At 72.1% G+C, this 14,310-nt stretch carries 13 protein-coding genes and 1 riboswitch; of the genes, 2 read left to right on the forward strand and 11 right to left on the reverse strand.

All coding sequences use genetic code 11. The features are described 5' to 3' along the window. Nucleotides 1-845: 845 nt before the first annotated feature. Nucleotides 846-2,231, reverse strand: coding sequence for a peptidase C39 family protein (locus C1I97_RS16295; RefSeq protein ID WP_111003944.1), 1,386 nt, complete (start codon nt 2,229-2,231; stop codon nt 846-848). A gap of 228 nt (nt 2,232-2,459) precedes the next feature. Here C1I97_RS16295 and C1I97_RS16300 point away from each other — a divergent pair, with 228 nt between their 5' ends. Further along, complete coding sequence (locus C1I97_RS16300) at nt 2,460-3,080, forward strand: uridine kinase family protein (protein ID WP_111003955.1); 621 nt, start codon at nt 2,460-2,462, stop codon at nt 3,078-3,080. A 419-nt stretch (nt 3,081-3,499) separates the two neighbouring features. Then, on the forward strand, nt 3,500-5,365 hold the full coding sequence (locus C1I97_RS16305; RefSeq protein ID WP_111003945.1) for an AAA family ATPase: 1,866 nt from the start codon (nt 3,500-3,502) through the stop codon (nt 5,363-5,365). 73 nt (nt 5,366-5,438) lie between these two features. Here the strand turns inward: C1I97_RS16305 and C1I97_RS16310 are convergent, their stop codons facing one another. The 10 genes from C1I97_RS16310 to C1I97_RS16355 form a co-directional block, all read right to left on the reverse strand. Then, nucleotides 5,439-6,527 carry a hemolysin family protein gene (locus C1I97_RS16310; RefSeq protein WP_111003946.1) on the reverse strand — a complete coding sequence of 363 codons (1,089 nt, stop codon included), beginning with the start codon at nt 6,525-6,527 and terminating at the stop codon, nt 5,439-5,441. Then, nucleotides 6,524-7,870 carry a hemolysin family protein gene (locus C1I97_RS16315; protein WP_111003947.1) on the reverse strand — a complete coding sequence of 449 codons (1,347 nt, stop codon included), beginning with the start codon at nt 7,868-7,870 and terminating at the stop codon, nt 6,524-6,526. Before C1I97_RS16315 ends, C1I97_RS16310 begins: the two co-directional genes overlap by 4 nt. Before the next feature lie 234 nt (nt 7,871-8,104). Continuing rightward, on the reverse strand, nt 8,105-8,572 hold the full coding sequence (locus tag C1I97_RS16320; protein ID WP_111003948.1) for a PH domain-containing protein: 468 nt from the start codon (nt 8,570-8,572) through the stop codon (nt 8,105-8,107). A gap of 31 nt (nt 8,573-8,603) precedes the next feature. Next, entirely contained in the window at nt 8,604-9,452 is an 849-nt protein-coding gene (gene hisG / locus C1I97_RS16325; protein WP_111003949.1) for an ATP phosphoribosyltransferase, read from the reverse strand. Nucleotides 9,453-9,514: 62 nt separating this feature from the next. Beyond that, the gene (locus C1I97_RS16330; RefSeq protein ID WP_111003950.1) at nt 9,515-9,787 is read right to left on the reverse strand and encodes a phosphoribosyl-ATP diphosphatase; all 273 of its coding nucleotides are present in this window, start codon (nt 9,785-9,787) and stop codon (nt 9,515-9,517) included. A 33-nt stretch (nt 9,788-9,820) separates the two neighbouring features. Further along, complete coding sequence (gene ribH, locus C1I97_RS16335) at nt 9,821-10,306, reverse strand: 6,7-dimethyl-8-ribityllumazine synthase (protein ID WP_111003951.1); 486 nt, start codon at nt 10,304-10,306, stop codon at nt 9,821-9,823. Nucleotides 10,307-10,329: 23 nt separating this feature from the next. Beyond that, nucleotides 10,330-11,619 (reverse strand): bifunctional 3,4-dihydroxy-2-butanone-4-phosphate synthase/GTP cyclohydrolase II, encoded by a 1,290-nt coding sequence (locus C1I97_RS16340; protein ID WP_111003952.1) that lies wholly within the window; start codon nt 11,617-11,619, stop codon nt 10,330-10,332. After that, a complete protein-coding gene (locus tag C1I97_RS16345) occupies nt 11,616-12,260 on the reverse strand; it encodes a nicotinamide mononucleotide transporter family protein (protein ID WP_111003953.1) in 645 nt (214 codons plus the stop codon). Before C1I97_RS16345 ends, C1I97_RS16340 begins: the two co-directional genes overlap by 4 nt. Then, on the reverse strand, nt 12,257-12,865 hold the full coding sequence (locus C1I97_RS16350) for a riboflavin synthase (protein WP_111003954.1): 609 nt from the start codon (nt 12,863-12,865) through the stop codon (nt 12,257-12,259). The genes C1I97_RS16345 and C1I97_RS16350 overlap by 4 nt, the downstream gene beginning before the upstream one ends. A 152-nt stretch (nt 12,866-13,017) precedes the next feature. Then, nucleotides 13,018-13,148: riboswitch (FMN riboswitch) on the reverse strand. A 194-nt stretch (nt 13,149-13,342) separates the two neighbouring features. Then, a partial coding sequence (locus tag C1I97_RS16355) for an ROK family protein (RefSeq protein ID WP_111003956.1) occupies nt 13,343-14,310 on the reverse strand: 968 nt, incomplete at its 5' end.

Here is a 14,310-nt window from a genome sequence, read left to right on the forward strand (position 1 = left end):
ACTACACAAGGCTATTCGTCGGCAGCGTCAGATTTGTATAAGAGACAGGGGTGGGCCGGGTCCAGTTCCTCGATGGCGCGCAGGGTGCCGCCGAGAGTCTTCACCAGCAGGTCGCACATGGTGTCGCGGGACAGCTCGGGCCGGTCGATCCAGTCCAGGGTGGCGCCCTCGACGCTGCACACCCAGGCGAGCAGGCCCATGCGGGCCTGCGGGCCGATCGCGGTACGGCCGTAGGCGCCCTGCGCGATGGTCGCGACGATGGCCTCGCGCACGCCGTCCCGGATGGCGTGGACCTCGGTGTCGAAGCCGACACCGCCGCTGACGATGGTGCGGTAGGCGGCCTGGTTGTGCTCCGCGTAGCGGAGGTAGCCGTCGATGGTGCGGTGCACCCGGTCCACGGCCGGGAGCTCCAGGCCGCTCGCCGCGAAGGTGACCAGGTCGGCGACGGAGTCCTCGATGATCGCCAGATAGTAGCCGCGCTTGGACCGGAAGTAGTAGTAGATCAGCCCCTTGGCCACATGGGCCTGCCGGGCGATGTCGTCCATCGAGAGGGCGTCGTAGGAGGTGTCGGCGAACAGCCTCCGCCCGATGGCGATGAGTTCGGCGCGACGTGCCACGGAGCGCTCGGTGCCGCGCGCACGGCTGGGGGTCCCCTCTGCTCGAACGGGGTCGAGAGCCCCGGGGAGGGCGGCCTCACGCTGTCGACTGATATGCAATTTCGGCCCCGGTCTCCAACTGGCGGTCGGACTCCGCAGTATGGCAGGTCGGCCGGCGGTCGGACCGGTCACGGGAAAGGCCCCGGTCACCCGGGGCCCTCGTGGCTCCGTGCGCCTGCGGCGCCGCTGTCAGCGGACGCCCACCGCGGCGAGGGCCTTGCGCTGGTGGGCCGTGGGGTGGGCCGGGAAGTACAGGTAGCAGATGCCGCCGCTGCCGGAGGCGACCTTGCCCGAGGCGTTGTAGCGCTTGGTCCTGAGCCAGATGTTCTCGAACTCCCGGCGCCGGTACACGCGCCGCACCGCCTCGTCGCTCGGCGAGGCCGGGTCGTTGGCGATCACGTCGCCGTCGGCGGTGAAGCCGATGACGGTCATCAGGTGGCCGTTGGTGCCGTAACCGGCGCCGGTCAGCTCGGTCCTGAGGAAGGACTGGGACGTTATGGCCGGGATGCCGGCCGCGATCAGCGTCTCGAGGTCGGTGAGCGAGCCGAGCCGGGTGACGACGCCCTGCAGGCCCTCGAACGTGGCCGCGTAGGCGGCGTTGAACGGCCAGTTGCCGCAGCCGCCGTACTGGTGGTCGTACGTGTACCGGGCGGCGTGGCAGACCTGCGGGTCGGCGTAGGACGGGTCGACCCAGGACAGTTGCCCGGGGGTGAGCCGGCCACCCCAGTACTCGATGATCATCTGGGAGGAGGTGGGGCTGCACCAGGCCTCGCCGCCGTTGTCGTACTCGGGGTACTGGCCCGCGTGGATCTCCTGCGAGTAGCGCGGGACGATCAGCTCCCCGGCCAGGCCGGGTGCGGAGGCCGGCACGGTGAAGCGGTCGGGGATGTCGGAGCCCATGGCGCCGATCCGCCACACGGTGGGGGTGAGCCCGGTGCCGGGCCTGCGGTAGAGGGTGAGCCGCAGCCGGTACGAGGTGAGGCGCAGTCCGGAGGCCGGGTCGCCGACGGAGAAGGTGTCCGTCCAGACGGTGCTGCGGCCGTCGCTCTGGCCGTCGACGGAGGTCCGCTTGATGTCCTGGTCACCGGCCGCCCAGCGGCCCATCACGTACCAGGGGGTGTCCGTGCCGTCGGAGTACCCGCCCCGCAGCTCGACCTGGAGCCAGGTCCCGGCCGGGGTGTGCGCGTTCCAGGAGGCGACCGCCTCGGTGGCCGGCACGGTGAGCCGGTGGACCGGTCCCGTCCAGGTGGCGTACTCCCAGGTGGCGGTGGTGCCGGTGTGCGGGTCGGTGTAGTCGGTGGTGCCCGCCGGCCGCGCCATTCGGAGACCGGGGCGGGCGCCCGGGACGGCGCGGGTGCCGTGGGCCGTACCGCTGCGCCAGTCGGTGTACGTCGTCCAGGCGCGGTAGTCGACCTGGCGGGCCGGGGTGGCGTGGGGGCGGCCTTCGGCGTTCGGGGTTCCGGCGGCCGGTGCGGCCACGGAGGCGGCGGCCGCCGGGGCGGCACCGCCCGCCATCGCCGCGGCGACCGCGACGGCCAGGACGGATCTGCGGGACGGCTGTTCGGCTCTGCTCATGGGTGGATGACCCCCAGGTGTCCGAAGTCGGGGCGGGTCCGTGCACGGCTGTGCGCCCACTATGACCGCGGCGCCCGCCTCCTGCCAGCACTTCGACACACGCCGCTCCCACCAATATTGGTCTCCACCACTGGCGTGGCCTGCGCGGAGTCACTCCACCGTGACTCACGGGGGCCGTCACTAGAATGCCTCTGGGATGTACGCCTCCATGGGTTCGGGGAAATGACCATGCGCGCTCTCGCTGATCGTCTTCGCTGTCTGCCGCCGTCCTGCGGGACCGTGCGGCTCGTCGGCGTCGACGGACATGCCGGGTCCGGAAAGTCCACGTTCGCCGGGGAGTTGGCGGTGGCACTCGGGGATGCGCCCGTGCTGCACCTGGACGATGTCGCCAGTCATGAGGAGCTGTTCTCGTGGGACGGGCGGCTGCTGAGCGAGGTCGTCGCGCCGCTCGAGCGCGGGGCGACGGCGCGGTACCTCCCCTACGACTGGCGGGCGCGGCGGTTCGGGCCGGCGCGCGCGCTGCCGCCGGCGCCGGTGGTCCTCGTCGAAGGCGTGGGGGCGGGGCGGCAGGCGCTGCGCCCGTATCTCGCGCGGCTGCTGTGGATGGACCTGCCGCGCGAGGAGGCCTGGGCACGGGGGCGGTCACGGGACGGGGAGGAACAGAGGGAGTTCTGGTCCGGGTGGGTCGAGGCCGAGCGCCGGCACTTCGCCGAGGACCCCTCGCGGCCCTTCGCCGATCTTCTGGTACGGCAGCCGGCCCAGGGGTACGCGGTGTTTCCGGGGCCTTCCGGGAGTGTTGGACCGGACCAGTTCGTCACCCACCGTGACGGGCCGTCGGCAATGTGCTGAACCTGTGAAGACCGCCGTGGGCGAACTTCTCCGACTGTTTCAACTCCGCTTGACCCGGGGGCCGTACAGGACTTACGTTCTCAGTGTGCGGTCGTCGAGGACCGCCGACAGACGCGAAGCCCCCGGTTGTTCCCCCGTGATCGGGGGCTTCGTTCTGCCGTTTTACGGACGCCATCCGGCACCATTCGATCACCCTCGGTCACCACACAGGGTGCGCCCGTCCACCCCACCTCGCCGAACGGCCTGTGCGGCACCCTTCGGCGCGCGGTGGCCCCGCGGGTACGATGCCCTCGGCGCGACCTTCGGACGGCTGCTCGGCGCACTGCAACTCCGGTCCGTGATACAGCGGTTCGACCACAGGAGGCCGCCTGGTGGTGCCGGGCGGCGAACCTCGGGGGGCACAATTCGTGGGGGACGTGATGGACTTCGGCACGCAGGGCCTCGACGCCCCGGCCGACCTCGCGTGGCTGCGAGGCGTGGACGCCTACACCATGGGCGCCTATCCGCAGGCGGAGGAGGAGTTCCGCACCGCGGTGCGGCTGGACCCCGGGATGGCCGACGGCTGGCTCGGCCTGCACGCGCTACGGGTGGACACGACGACCGCGCTGCTGCGGATGTTCCGGCACCGGGACCGTTTCGGCGAGCAGCGCGCCCGGCACCGCCGCATGCTCAACTCCTGGTACTGGCTGGGCTGGTGGGTGCAGCCCGTCCTCGAGAGGTCCCGTGACCTGCTGCTCGCGCACGCCTCGCACTGGCTGGACGGCCGCCATGTCCCCGAGCTGGACCGGGCGCTGGCCGGACTGCCGCCGGTGGACGCCGACGCCCAGGTCCGCTTTCTGCACGCCTGCCGCGCCTATCTCGTCAAGGACTGGGAGCAGCTGGTCCGGCACACCGACCCACTGCTCGACGACCCGCTGCTCGGCATCGAGGCCGGGCTGTTCGGCGGCATGGCCCGGGTCCGGATGGAGATGTACGGGCAGGCCGAGCCGCTGCTCGCGGCCGCGCTGATGCGTTGCCGCAGCGAGCAGCCGCAGCGCAAGGAGCTGCGGTACTGGCTGGCGCGGGCGCACGAGGGAACCGGGCGCAGCGCCGCCGCGCTCCCGCTGTACCGGGCGGTGCACCGGGTCGATCCGGCCTTCATGGACACCTCGGCGCGGCTGGCGGCGATCGCCGAGGGCGACGGCTACGACGACGTGGCCGGGCTCGCCGCGATCACGCTGACCGGCATCGGGCAGGACGCGGTGGACGGCCCGGACGTGCTGGACCCGCTCTTCGGTACGGAGGGACGGGACCTGAAGCTGTCCGGTTCCGACCTGTCGGTGACCGGACCGCTGCCGTCGGTGACCGATCCGGCGGTGCGCCGGCGGACCGCGGCGGGCGGGGGGACGCTGCCCACGGGGCCGACCGATCCCGCACTGCTCGAGGAAGCGCTCGCCGAGCTCGAGCGCATGGTGGGGCTGGAGCCGGTGAAACGCCAGGTCAAGGCCCTGTCCGCACAGTTGAACATGGCGCGGCTGCGGGCCGGGCAGGGGTTGCCCGTGCAGCCGCCCAAGCGGCACTTCGTCTTCTCCGGTCCCTCCGGCACCGGCAAGACCACGGTTGCCCGCATCCTCGGCCGCGTCTTCTACGCCCTCGGTCTGCTCGGCGGCGACCATCTGGTGGAGGCCCAGCGGGCCGATCTGGTCGGCGAGTACCTGGGCCAGACCGCCGTCAAGGCCAACGAGCTCATCGACTCCGCGATCGGTGGTGTCCTCTTCGTCGACGAGGCGTACTCGCTGTCCAACTCCGGTTACGGGAAGGGCGACGCGTACGGAGACGAGGCGTTGCAGGTGCTGCTCAAGCGGGCCGAGGACAACCGGGACCACCTCGTGGTGATCCTCGCCGGCTATCCCGAGGGCATGGACCGGCTGCTCGCCGCCAACCCCGGGCTGTCGTCCCGCTTCACGACCCGGGTGGACTTCCCGTCGTACCGGCCCCCGGAACTCACCGAGATCGGCAAGGTGCTCGCCGCGGAGAACGGTGACCTGTGGGACGACGAGGCCCTGGACGAGTTGCGCTCGATCGCCGGGCATGTGGTCGACCAGGGGTGGATCGACGAACTCGGGAACGGGCGGTTCCTGCGGACGCTGTACGAGAAGAGCTGTGCGTACCGCGACCTGCGGCTGTCCACGTATCCGGGGACGCTGTCCCGGGACGACCTGGCGACGCTGCGGCTGCCGGATCTCATGCAGGCGTACGGGGAGGTCCTGTCGGGGCGGGGGCCCCAGGACCCGTCGGCGTTGTGACCACGTGGCCGCGGGCAGTCGTGTCTCCTCCCGTGCCGAACGCCCGGGGGCGGCACGACTGCCCGCAGCCGGGTCACGTCGCCAGTGCCTCCTCCGGCTCCCCTGTCCCCCGCGGCTCGGTCAGTCGTGTCTCCGTCACCACCCGGTGCGCGGGGTCCCGTACCTCGCCCACCAGGAGTTCCAGCACGTCCTCCAGAGCGACCAGGCCCAGCACCTTGCCGGAGGGGTCCGCCACCTGGGCCAGGTGGGTGGCCGCCCGGCGCATGACCGTCAGGGCGTCGTCGAGCGGCAGCTCGGCCCGCAGGGTGGTCATGGGGCGCCACAGCCGCTGGGGGACGGGCCGGTCGGACGACTCCTCCAGGTCCAGGACGTCCTTGACGTGGAGGTAGCCCATGAAGGCACCGCTGCCGGCGTCGACCGGGAAGCGGGAGTAGCCGGTGCGGGCGGTGAGCTCGACGATCTCGCCGGGGGTGACCGACGGGCTGACCGTCACCAGTGCCTCGCGCCCCAGCAGGACGTCGGTGACCGGGCGGGAGCCCAGCTCCAGCGCGTCCTCCAGGCGCTCCTGCTCCTCGGGGTCCAGCAGCCCCGCCTGGCGGGAGTCCTCCACCAGCCGGTTGAGCTGCGCACTGGTGCAAGCGGCCTCGACCTCGTCCTTGGGCTCGACGCGGAACAGCCGCAGGACCCCCTTGGCGCAGGCGCCGAGCGCGGCCGTGACCGGCCTGCACAGGCGGGCGAAGGCGACCAGGCCGGGGCCGAGCCACAGCGCGGCCTTCTCCGGTGCGGCCATGGCGAGGTTCTTCGGCACCATCTCGCCGATGACGAGGTGGAAGAAGATCACGCCCGCGAGCGCGATGACGTAGCCGAGCGGGTGCACCACGCCGTCGGGCAGACGCAGCCAGGTGAACACCGGCTCCAGCAGACGGGCCACCGTCGGTTCGGCGACGGCGCCCAGGGTCAGCGAGCAGACGGTGATGCCGAACTGGGCGGCGGCCATCATCTGCGGCAGCCGCTCCAGACCGTGCAGCACCTGGCGGGCCCGCACGGTGCCGAGCGGTTCGATCTGGCTGCGGCGGACGGAGACGAGGGCGAACTCGGCACCGACGAAGAAGCCGTTGGCGAGCACCAGCAGCGCGGCGAAGACCAGGTGGAGCACGCTCATCGGGCGGCCTCCACCACGGCCGCGACCGCGTCCGCCGCCGGGGCGGTACGGACCAGCCGCACCCGCTCCGCGCGGTAGTGCCCGACCTGGCGCACGGCCAGCCGCCAGCCGGGCAGCTCCGCCCGGTCGCCGGGGGCCGGGATGCGGCCGAGCAGGTCGGCGACCAGGCCCGCGACGGTCTCGTACGGGCCCTCGGGCACGTCCAGGCCGATGCGCTTCAGCAGGTCGACGCGGCAGCCGCCGTCGACGTCCCAGGCGGGCCGGCCGTCCTCCGGCGGGGCGGGGGCGAGCTCGGGCACGTCCGTGGCGTCGTGCTCGTCGCGGACCTCGCCGACGAGTTCCTCGACGATGTCCTCCAGGGTGACGACGCCCGCCGTGCCGCCGTACTCGTCGACCACGACGGCGATGGGCTGCTCACTGCGCAGCCGGGTGAGCAGAGGCCGCACCGGCAGGGTCTCGGGGACCAGCAGCGCCGGGCGGGCGATACGGCCCACGGGGGTGCGCAGCCGCTCGTGCGCCGGCACCGCGAGGGCGTCCTTGAGGTGGACCATGCCGACGACTTCGTCGATCTTCTCGTGGTAGACGGGGAAACGGGACAGGCCGGTGGCGCGAGTGAGGTTGACCACGTCCTCGGCGGTCGCCGAGGACTGCAGGGCGCTGACCTTCACGCGCGGGGTCATGACGTGCTGTGCGGTCAGACCCCCCAGGGACAGGGTGCGTACGAAGAGGTCCGCCGTGTCCGGTTCGAGGGCGCCGGCCCGGGCCGAGTGGCGGGCCAGCGAGACCAGCTCGCCGGGGGTGCGGGCGGAGGCCAGTTCCTCGGTGGGCTCGACGCCCAGGGCGCGCACCAGCCGGTTGGCGACCGCGTTCAGCGTGGCGATCACCGGGTGGAACAGGCGCGAGAAGACGTGCTGCGGGCCGGCCACGAAGCGCGCGACCTGCAAGGGCCGGGACACCGCCCAGTTCTTGGGCACGAGCTCGCCGATCACCATCTGGACCGCCGAGGCCAGCAGCATGCCGACGACCACGGCGACCCCGGAGACGGCGCCGTCGGGTATGCCGACCGCCGTGAACGGGCCGCGCAGCAGCCGGGCCAGCGCCGGCTCGGCGAGCATGCCGACCACCAGGGAGGTGATCGTGATGCCGAGCTGGGTGCCGGAGAGCTGGAAGGACAGCTCCTTGAGGGATTCGACGACCGTACGGGCCCGTGGGTCGCCCTCGGTGGCGGCCTTCTCGGCGTCCGCGCGCTCGACGGTGACCAGGCCGAACTCGGCCGCGACGAAGAAGCCGTTGGCCAGGACCAGTAGGAACGCCGCTGCCAGGAGCAGCAGGGGGATGGTCATGATGCCGCCGCCTCCGCGTACGCGCGAACCGCGGTCGGGCGGTTGGCGCTATGTCGACAGGGGGCGGCGCAGGTACTGCAGGACGATCCGTCCATCGCCGGGGGGAGTCACTCCTCGGGTAGCAGGAGCCCCTGGCACCGGGCGGGGCTCAGGGGCGGAGACGCGGGGAACAACGTCTCCGCCCACCAGAATATTCAAGACAGGGCCCCATGTGTCGGGGTGGACGTCCCCGACTCAGCCCTGAGGACCACCCTCAGACCGCTCGGGGTCCTGGATGGACCGGGCCTCGACGAGCGCGCGCAGGGCGCGCGCGTCGGCGATGGCGCGCTGCTTGGCGATGCCCGGCTGGATGCCGAGCGCGGGCAGACTGGTGCCGTCGCTGAGGTTCAGGAACACCCACGGGTCTCCGGGGCGCAGGTTCACCTGCAGGATCTCCGCCCAGGCCAGACGGCGCCGGCCGACGATGTTGACGACGGTGACGCCGGAGTCGTCGGCGACCACCTTCGGGCGGACGAGCAGGACCGGGATCCCGGCCAGCAGGGCGCCGGTGAGGACGAAGCTGACGCGCTCGCCGGGGCTGAGCTGTTCCAGCAGCAGCGCCACGACGGTTATCGCCACGAACAGGGCGACAGCGGCGGTGAGCAGGACGGCCCGGGTGCGGCCCGGCCGGAAGGTGACGGGAAGTGCGGGCAGGTCGGACATCGTGGTGTGCCTCTTTCGTCCCTCGAAGGCCTCAGAGGCGGCAGGCGTGGATGGCCGTGGTCAGGATGGCGCGGGCGCCGATCGCGTACAGGTCGTCCATGACCCGCTGGGCCTCGTTGGCCGGGACCATGGCGCGCACGGCGACCCAGCCCTCGTTGTGCAGCGGGGAGACGGTCGGGGACTCCAGGCCCGGGGTGAGCGCGACGGCCTTCTCCAGCTGCTCGACCCGGCAGTCGTAGTCCATCATCACGTACGTCCGGGCCACCAGGACGCCCTGGAGACGGCGCAGGAACTGCTGCACCTTGGGCTCCTCGATGTCGGCGCCGGTGCGGCGGACGACGATCGCCTCCGACTTCATGATCGGCTCGCCGACGACCTCCAGGCCGGCGTTGCGCAGCGAGGTTCCGGTCTCGACGACGTCCGCGATGACCTCGGCGACGCCGAGTTCGATGGCGGTCTCGACGGCGCCGTCCAGGTGGACGACGGAGGCGTCGATGCCGCCGTCGGCGAGGTGCTTGGCGACGATGCCCTCGTAGGAGGTGGCGACCGTCTTGCCGTTCAGGTCGGCGACGTCGCCGATGGTGCCAGGCTTGGCCGCGTAGCGGAAGGTGGAGCGGGCGAAGCCGAGCGGCAGGATCTCCTCGGCGCCCGCTCCCGAGTCGACGAGCAGGTCACGTCCGGTGATGCCGATGTCGAGGCGGCCGGTGGAGACGTAGATCGCGATGTCGCGGGGGCGGAGGTAGAAGAACTCGACCTCGTTGGTCGGGTCGACGATCCGCAGCTCTTTGGACTCGCGTCGCTGCTGGTAGCCGGCCTCATGCAGCATCTCCGCCGCAGGGCCGGAGAGTGAACCCTTGTTGGGGACGGCGATGCGCAGCATGAGGTCGGCTTCCTTCGTTCGTTGACGTGTTCGTTGCGTACGGGCCGGTGAGGGGGACTTGCTCAGAGGTGGGCGTAGACGTCGTCCAGGGAGATGCCGCGGGCGACCATCATCACCTGGACGTGGTACAGCAGCTGCGAGATCTCCTCGGCGGCCGCCTCCTTGCCCTCGTACTCGGCGGCCATCCAGACCTCGGCCGCCTCTTCGACGACCTTCTTGCCGATGGCATGGACCCCCTTGCCGACGAGTTCGGCGGTGCGGGAGGTGGCGGGATCGCCGTGGGCGGCCTTGTGCCGGAGCTCGGTGAAGAGCTCCTCGAACGTCTTCCTGGGCATGATGGTGCCAACCCTACGCGCTCAGGGCGGCGCTCACCGCCAGGGTTCGGATACTGAACGGAGCGTCGCCGCGGTCGCCACCGCCGCGGTGACCGCCTCGTGTCCCTTGTCCTCGCTGGAGCCCGCGAGGCCCGCCCGGTCCAGGGCCTGCTCCTCGGTGTCGCAGGTGAGCACGCCGAAGCCGACGGGCACGCCGGTCTCGACCGACACCTGGGTCAGTCCCTGGGTGACGCCCTGGCACACATAGTCGAAGTGGGGGGTGCCGCCCCGGATGACGACGCCGAGGGCCACGATCGCGTCGTAGCCGCGGCCGGCCAGCACCTTGGCCACCACCGGGAGCTCGAAGCTGCCGGGGACGCGGAGCAGGGTCGGCTCGTCGATCCCCAGCTCGTGCAGGGCGCGCAGGGCGCCGTCCACCAGTCCGTCCATCACCTTCTCGTGCCACTGCGCCGCGATGACGGCGACCCTGAGGTCCCCGACGCCTCGGACGGCCAGTTCCGGTGCACCCTTGCCGCTCACGTGTCTCCTCGCATTTTCCGTGCTTACTGGTTGCCGCAGGTGGACACGGCGGTGGTGTCCAGCCAGGGCAGGTCGTGGCCCATCCGGTCCCGCTTGGTGCGCAGGTAGCGGAGGTTGTGCTCGCCGGCCTGGACCGGCATCGGCTCCCGCCCGGTGACCTTCAGGCCGTGGTGGAGCAGGGCGTCGGTCTTGTCGGGGTTGTTGGTCATCAGGCGGACGCTCCTGACGCCGAGGTCCTTCAGGATCTGCGCGCCGGCGCCGTAGTCGCGGGCGTCGGCGGGCAGGCCGAGTTCGAGGTTGGCGTCGAGGGTGTCCCGGCCGCGCTCCTGGAGCTCGTAGGCGCGGAGCTTGGACATCAGGCCGATGCCGCGTCCCTCGTGGCCGCGCAGGTAGACCACCACTCCCCTGCCCTCGGCCTGGATGCGCTGCAGGGAGGTGTCCAGCTGGGGGCCGCAGTCGCAGCGCTGGGAGCCGAAGACGTCACCGGTCAGGCACTCGGAGTGGACGCGGACCAGGACGTCCTCGCCGTCGCCGATCTCGCCGTGGACGAGGGCGACGTGCTCGACGCCGTCGACGATGGAGCGGTAGCCGTACGCCGTGAAGGCGCCGTGCGCGGTGGGCAGGTGGACCTCGGCCTCGCGGCGGACGGTGGGCTCGCTGGAACGGCGGTAGGCGATCAGGTCTTCGATGGAGATGATCGTCAGGCCGTGCTTGCGGGCGAAGACGATCAGCTCGGGCAGGCGGAGCATCCGGCCGTCCTCGCCGGCGATCTCCACGATCGCGCCGGCCGGGCGCAGTCCCGCGAGCCGGGCGAGGTCGACGGCGGCCTCGGTGTGGCCGTCGCGGACGAGCACCCCGCCGGGGCGGGCGCGCAGCGGGAAGACGTGGCCGGGGCGGACGAGATCGGTGGGCTCGGCGGTGCCGCTCGCCAGCAGCTGGAGGGTGGTGGCGCGGTCGGAGGCGGAGATGCCGGTGGTGACGCCGTGGGCGGCGGAGGCGTCGACGGAGACCGTGAACGCGGTCTTCATCGACTCGGTGTTCTCCTCCACCATCTGCGGCAGCTCGAGCCGGTCCAGCTCCTCGCCCTCCATGGGGGCGCAGATCAGGCCGCGGCACTCGCTCATCATGAAGGCGACGATCTCGGGGGTCGCCTTCTCGGCGGCGACGACGAGGTCGCCCTCGTTCTCGCGGTCCTCGTCGTCGACGACCACGACCGGACGGCCGGCCGCTATGTCGGCGATCGCCTGCTCGACCGGGTCGAGGGAGAAGTCCTCGGCGTCGTCAGGGCCGTAGAGAACAGGTGCCGCGGTCATGCGGGCGCTCCTTCCAGGACCGGCCGCGCGTCCTTGCGGGTGCGCAGCCACCAGTCGCGCATGCCCCACAGGACGAGTGCGCCGTAGATGACATAGACGAAGCCGGAGAAGGCGAAGCCGTTGGCGAAGTTGAGCGGGACGCCGACGGCGTCGACGAGGAGCCAGGCGAACCAGAACTCGACCATGCCGCACGCCTGGGCGTACATGGCGACGACCGTGCCGACGAAGATGTAGGCGTCGGGCCAGGGGTCCCAGGACAGCGACGGGTAGGCGTGGAACAGGCCGGAGACGGCGACGGTGCCGACGGCGGCGGCGCCGAGCAGGGCGGCCCGCTCGCGCCAGGTGGCGAAGCGTACGGCGATGTGGCCGTCCTCCGCCCGGCTCCTGCCGCGGTTCCACTGCCACCAGCCGTAGACGGCGACGACCATGACGACGACCTGCTTGCCGGCGCTGCCGGACAGGTGGGCGGCGGCGAACGCGGCGAAGAGGATCAGGCCGGAGAGGAACTGGATGGGCCAGCTCCAGATGGAGCGCCGCCAGCCGAACACCAGGGCGGTCAGGCCGATGACGTTGCCGATCATGTCCGCCCACCTGATGTGCTGGCCGAGGACGGTGAAGGCCTCGGAGTTGAGCCAGTTCACCGGGCGGCCCCCCGGGCGCGGTCGCCGAGCAGCCGCTCGACGTACTTGGCGACGACGTCCACCTCGAGGTTGACCGGGTCGCCGGGCTGCTTCAGGCCCAGGGTGGTCAGGGCGAGGGTGGTGGGGATGAGGCTGACGGTGAAGTGCTCGTCGCCGGCCTCGACGACGGTGAGGCTGATGCCGTCGACGGTGATGGAGCCCTTCTCGACGACGTAGCGCGCGAGGTCCGCCGGGAGCGAGATCTTCACGATCTCCCAGTGCTCGGAGGGCGTGCGGTCCAGGATCGTGCCGGTGCCGTCGACGTGTCCCTGCACGATGTGGCCGCCCAGGCGGGCGCCCACCGCGGTGGGGCGTTCGAGGTTGACACGGGAGCCGACGGCGAGGACGCCGAGGCTGGAGCGCTTGAGGGTCTCCGCCATGACGTCGGCGGTGAACTCGTCGCCCTCGTGCTCGACGACGGTGAGACAGACCCCGTTCACGGCGATGGAGTCGCCGTGCCGCGCGCCCTGGGTCACGACGGGGCCGCGGAGCCGGAAGCGGGCGGCGTCGCCGAGGTGTTCGACGGCGGTGATCTCGCCCAGCTCTTCGACGATTCCGGTGAACACTTCCCGGGTCCTCCTGCCTCTTCGGGCACGGACTCCGGGGCTGTCGACGACGACAGACTGAACGAACGAGAACGCTCGGGGCGACGCCGGACGGGACACGCCCGAAAGGGCGAACCCGGATACGACGACGCGCACACGCGTGTGCTCGCTCGCCGCGCACTGCCTCCCATCCGGACTTTAACCGTCGGTCCAGGAATTCCACCTGGTCAACCGGCCGCTGGAAGCGACCGGGTCGCGGACTTTAACCGCCGGTTCGGAGTTTCACCGACCCCGGAGTGCGCTGCTACTGGTACAGGGCCAGTGTGCCACGTCCGGTCGGCGTCCATACGGGCGGACGGTGTGGGGTGGCTCACAGGGCGTGTCGCGGGCCCGGTCGCCGTGCGGACGCGGAGGTCCGGCGGCGGGCAAGGGCCGTCGTCACCGCCGCCGGACCGGTCTGCGCGGACGTCAGACACTAAGTGGACTAGACCAGACAGGTCAACTAGTCCGTGGTGCAAGCGCGTTGCGCTGCGGCGGCCGGAACGCGCGGCGATCACCGAGGAGTTGCGGCCCCCGCTCGGACGCGGCCGGCCCGCCGGCGGGCGGAAGCGGGTGGGCGGACGTACCGGGAGGGGTGAACAGTTCGTCCTGGGCGCGGTCGCGGGCCGTGAGGAGCGCTCCGCGCAGTACGGCGCCGCCACCGAGGGTGCTCGGCCGCACCTCGGTGGGCAGCGGTGCCATCCGGGAGACCCGCTCGGCCACGCGCGCGGCGAGCACGTCGCCGCCCGCCTGCCCGACCTCACCGCCCAGGACCACGCACCCGGGGTCCAGGAGGGCCACCACGGAGGCGGCGCCGAGGGCGACGCGGTCGGCGAGGGCGTCCAGGAAGCGTGCGGCCCGCGTCGCGTCCGCGGGGGAGGCGTCCGCCGGAGAGGCGTCCGCCGTCACCGCGTGCCGTACCAGCTCCGCGGCGGCCGGCTCCCGACCCGTCTCCGGGTACGGCAGCCCGTGCTCGCGCGCCAGTTCCACCACCGCCGCCGCTCCGGCCAGGGAGTGGAAGCCGCCGGTGCAGTCCGTCGCGGAGGGGAGGGCCCCGGTGCCCGGGACGGGGAGGAAGCCGATCTCGCCCGTACCGCCGGAGGCACCGCGGCGCAGGGTGCCGTCCAGGACCACGGCCGCGCCCGTGCCGTGGCCGAGCCACAGCAGGACGAAGGTGTCCCGGCCCAGGGCGGCTCCGTCCCGCTGCTCGGCCAGCGCGGCGAGGTTGGTCTCGTTCTCGACGATGACACGGGCGCGCGGCAGCCGCTCCTGCAGCGCGGCCACCAGTCGGCGGTGCCACTCGGGCAGGCCCGTGGAGTTCCGCAGCTCGCCCGTGACCGGGTCGATCAGGCCCGGGGCGCCGATGCCGACCGTGTGCAGCCTCCCCCGTGCCCGAACGGGTTCGCGCGGGGGCACCCCCGTCGCCC

The organism is Streptomyces sp. NTH33 (assembly GCF_003236365.1).
Lineage (GTDB): Bacteria > Actinomycetota > Actinomycetes > Streptomycetales > Streptomycetaceae > Streptomyces.

Excerpts from the sequence above, each read along its gene's own strand:
- C1I97_RS16305 (WP_111003945.1), top strand. The coding sequence starts at position 3,500 with ATGGACTTCGGCACGCAGGGCCTCGACGCCCCGGCCGACCTCGCGTGG.
- hisG (WP_111003949.1), bottom strand. The coding sequence starts at position 9,452 with ATGCTGCGCATCGCCGTCCCCAACAAGGGTTCACTCTCCGGCCCTGCG.
- C1I97_RS16300 (WP_111003955.1), top strand. The coding sequence starts at position 2,460 with ATGCGCGCTCTCGCTGATCGTCTTCGCTGTCTGCCGCCGTCCTGCGGG.
- C1I97_RS16320 (WP_111003948.1), bottom strand. The coding sequence starts at position 8,572 with ATGTCCGACCTGCCCGCACTTCCCGTCACCTTCCGGCCGGGCCGCACC.
- C1I97_RS16315 (WP_111003947.1), bottom strand. The coding sequence starts at position 7,870 with ATGACCATCCCCCTGCTGCTCCTGGCAGCGGCGTTCCTACTGGTCCTG.
- C1I97_RS16310 (WP_111003946.1), bottom strand. The coding sequence starts at position 6,527 with ATGAGCGTGCTCCACCTGGTCTTCGCCGCGCTGCTGGTGCTCGCCAAC.
- C1I97_RS16330 (WP_111003950.1), bottom strand. The coding sequence starts at position 9,787 with ATGCCCAGGAAGACGTTCGAGGAGCTCTTCACCGAGCTCCGGCACAAG.
- C1I97_RS16295 (WP_111003944.1), bottom strand. The coding sequence starts at position 2,231 with ATGAGCAGAGCCGAACAGCCGTCCCGCAGATCCGTCCTGGCCGTCGCG.
- C1I97_RS16340 (WP_111003952.1), bottom strand. The coding sequence starts at position 11,619 with ATGACCGCGGCACCTGTTCTCTACGGCCCTGACGACGCCGAGGACTTC.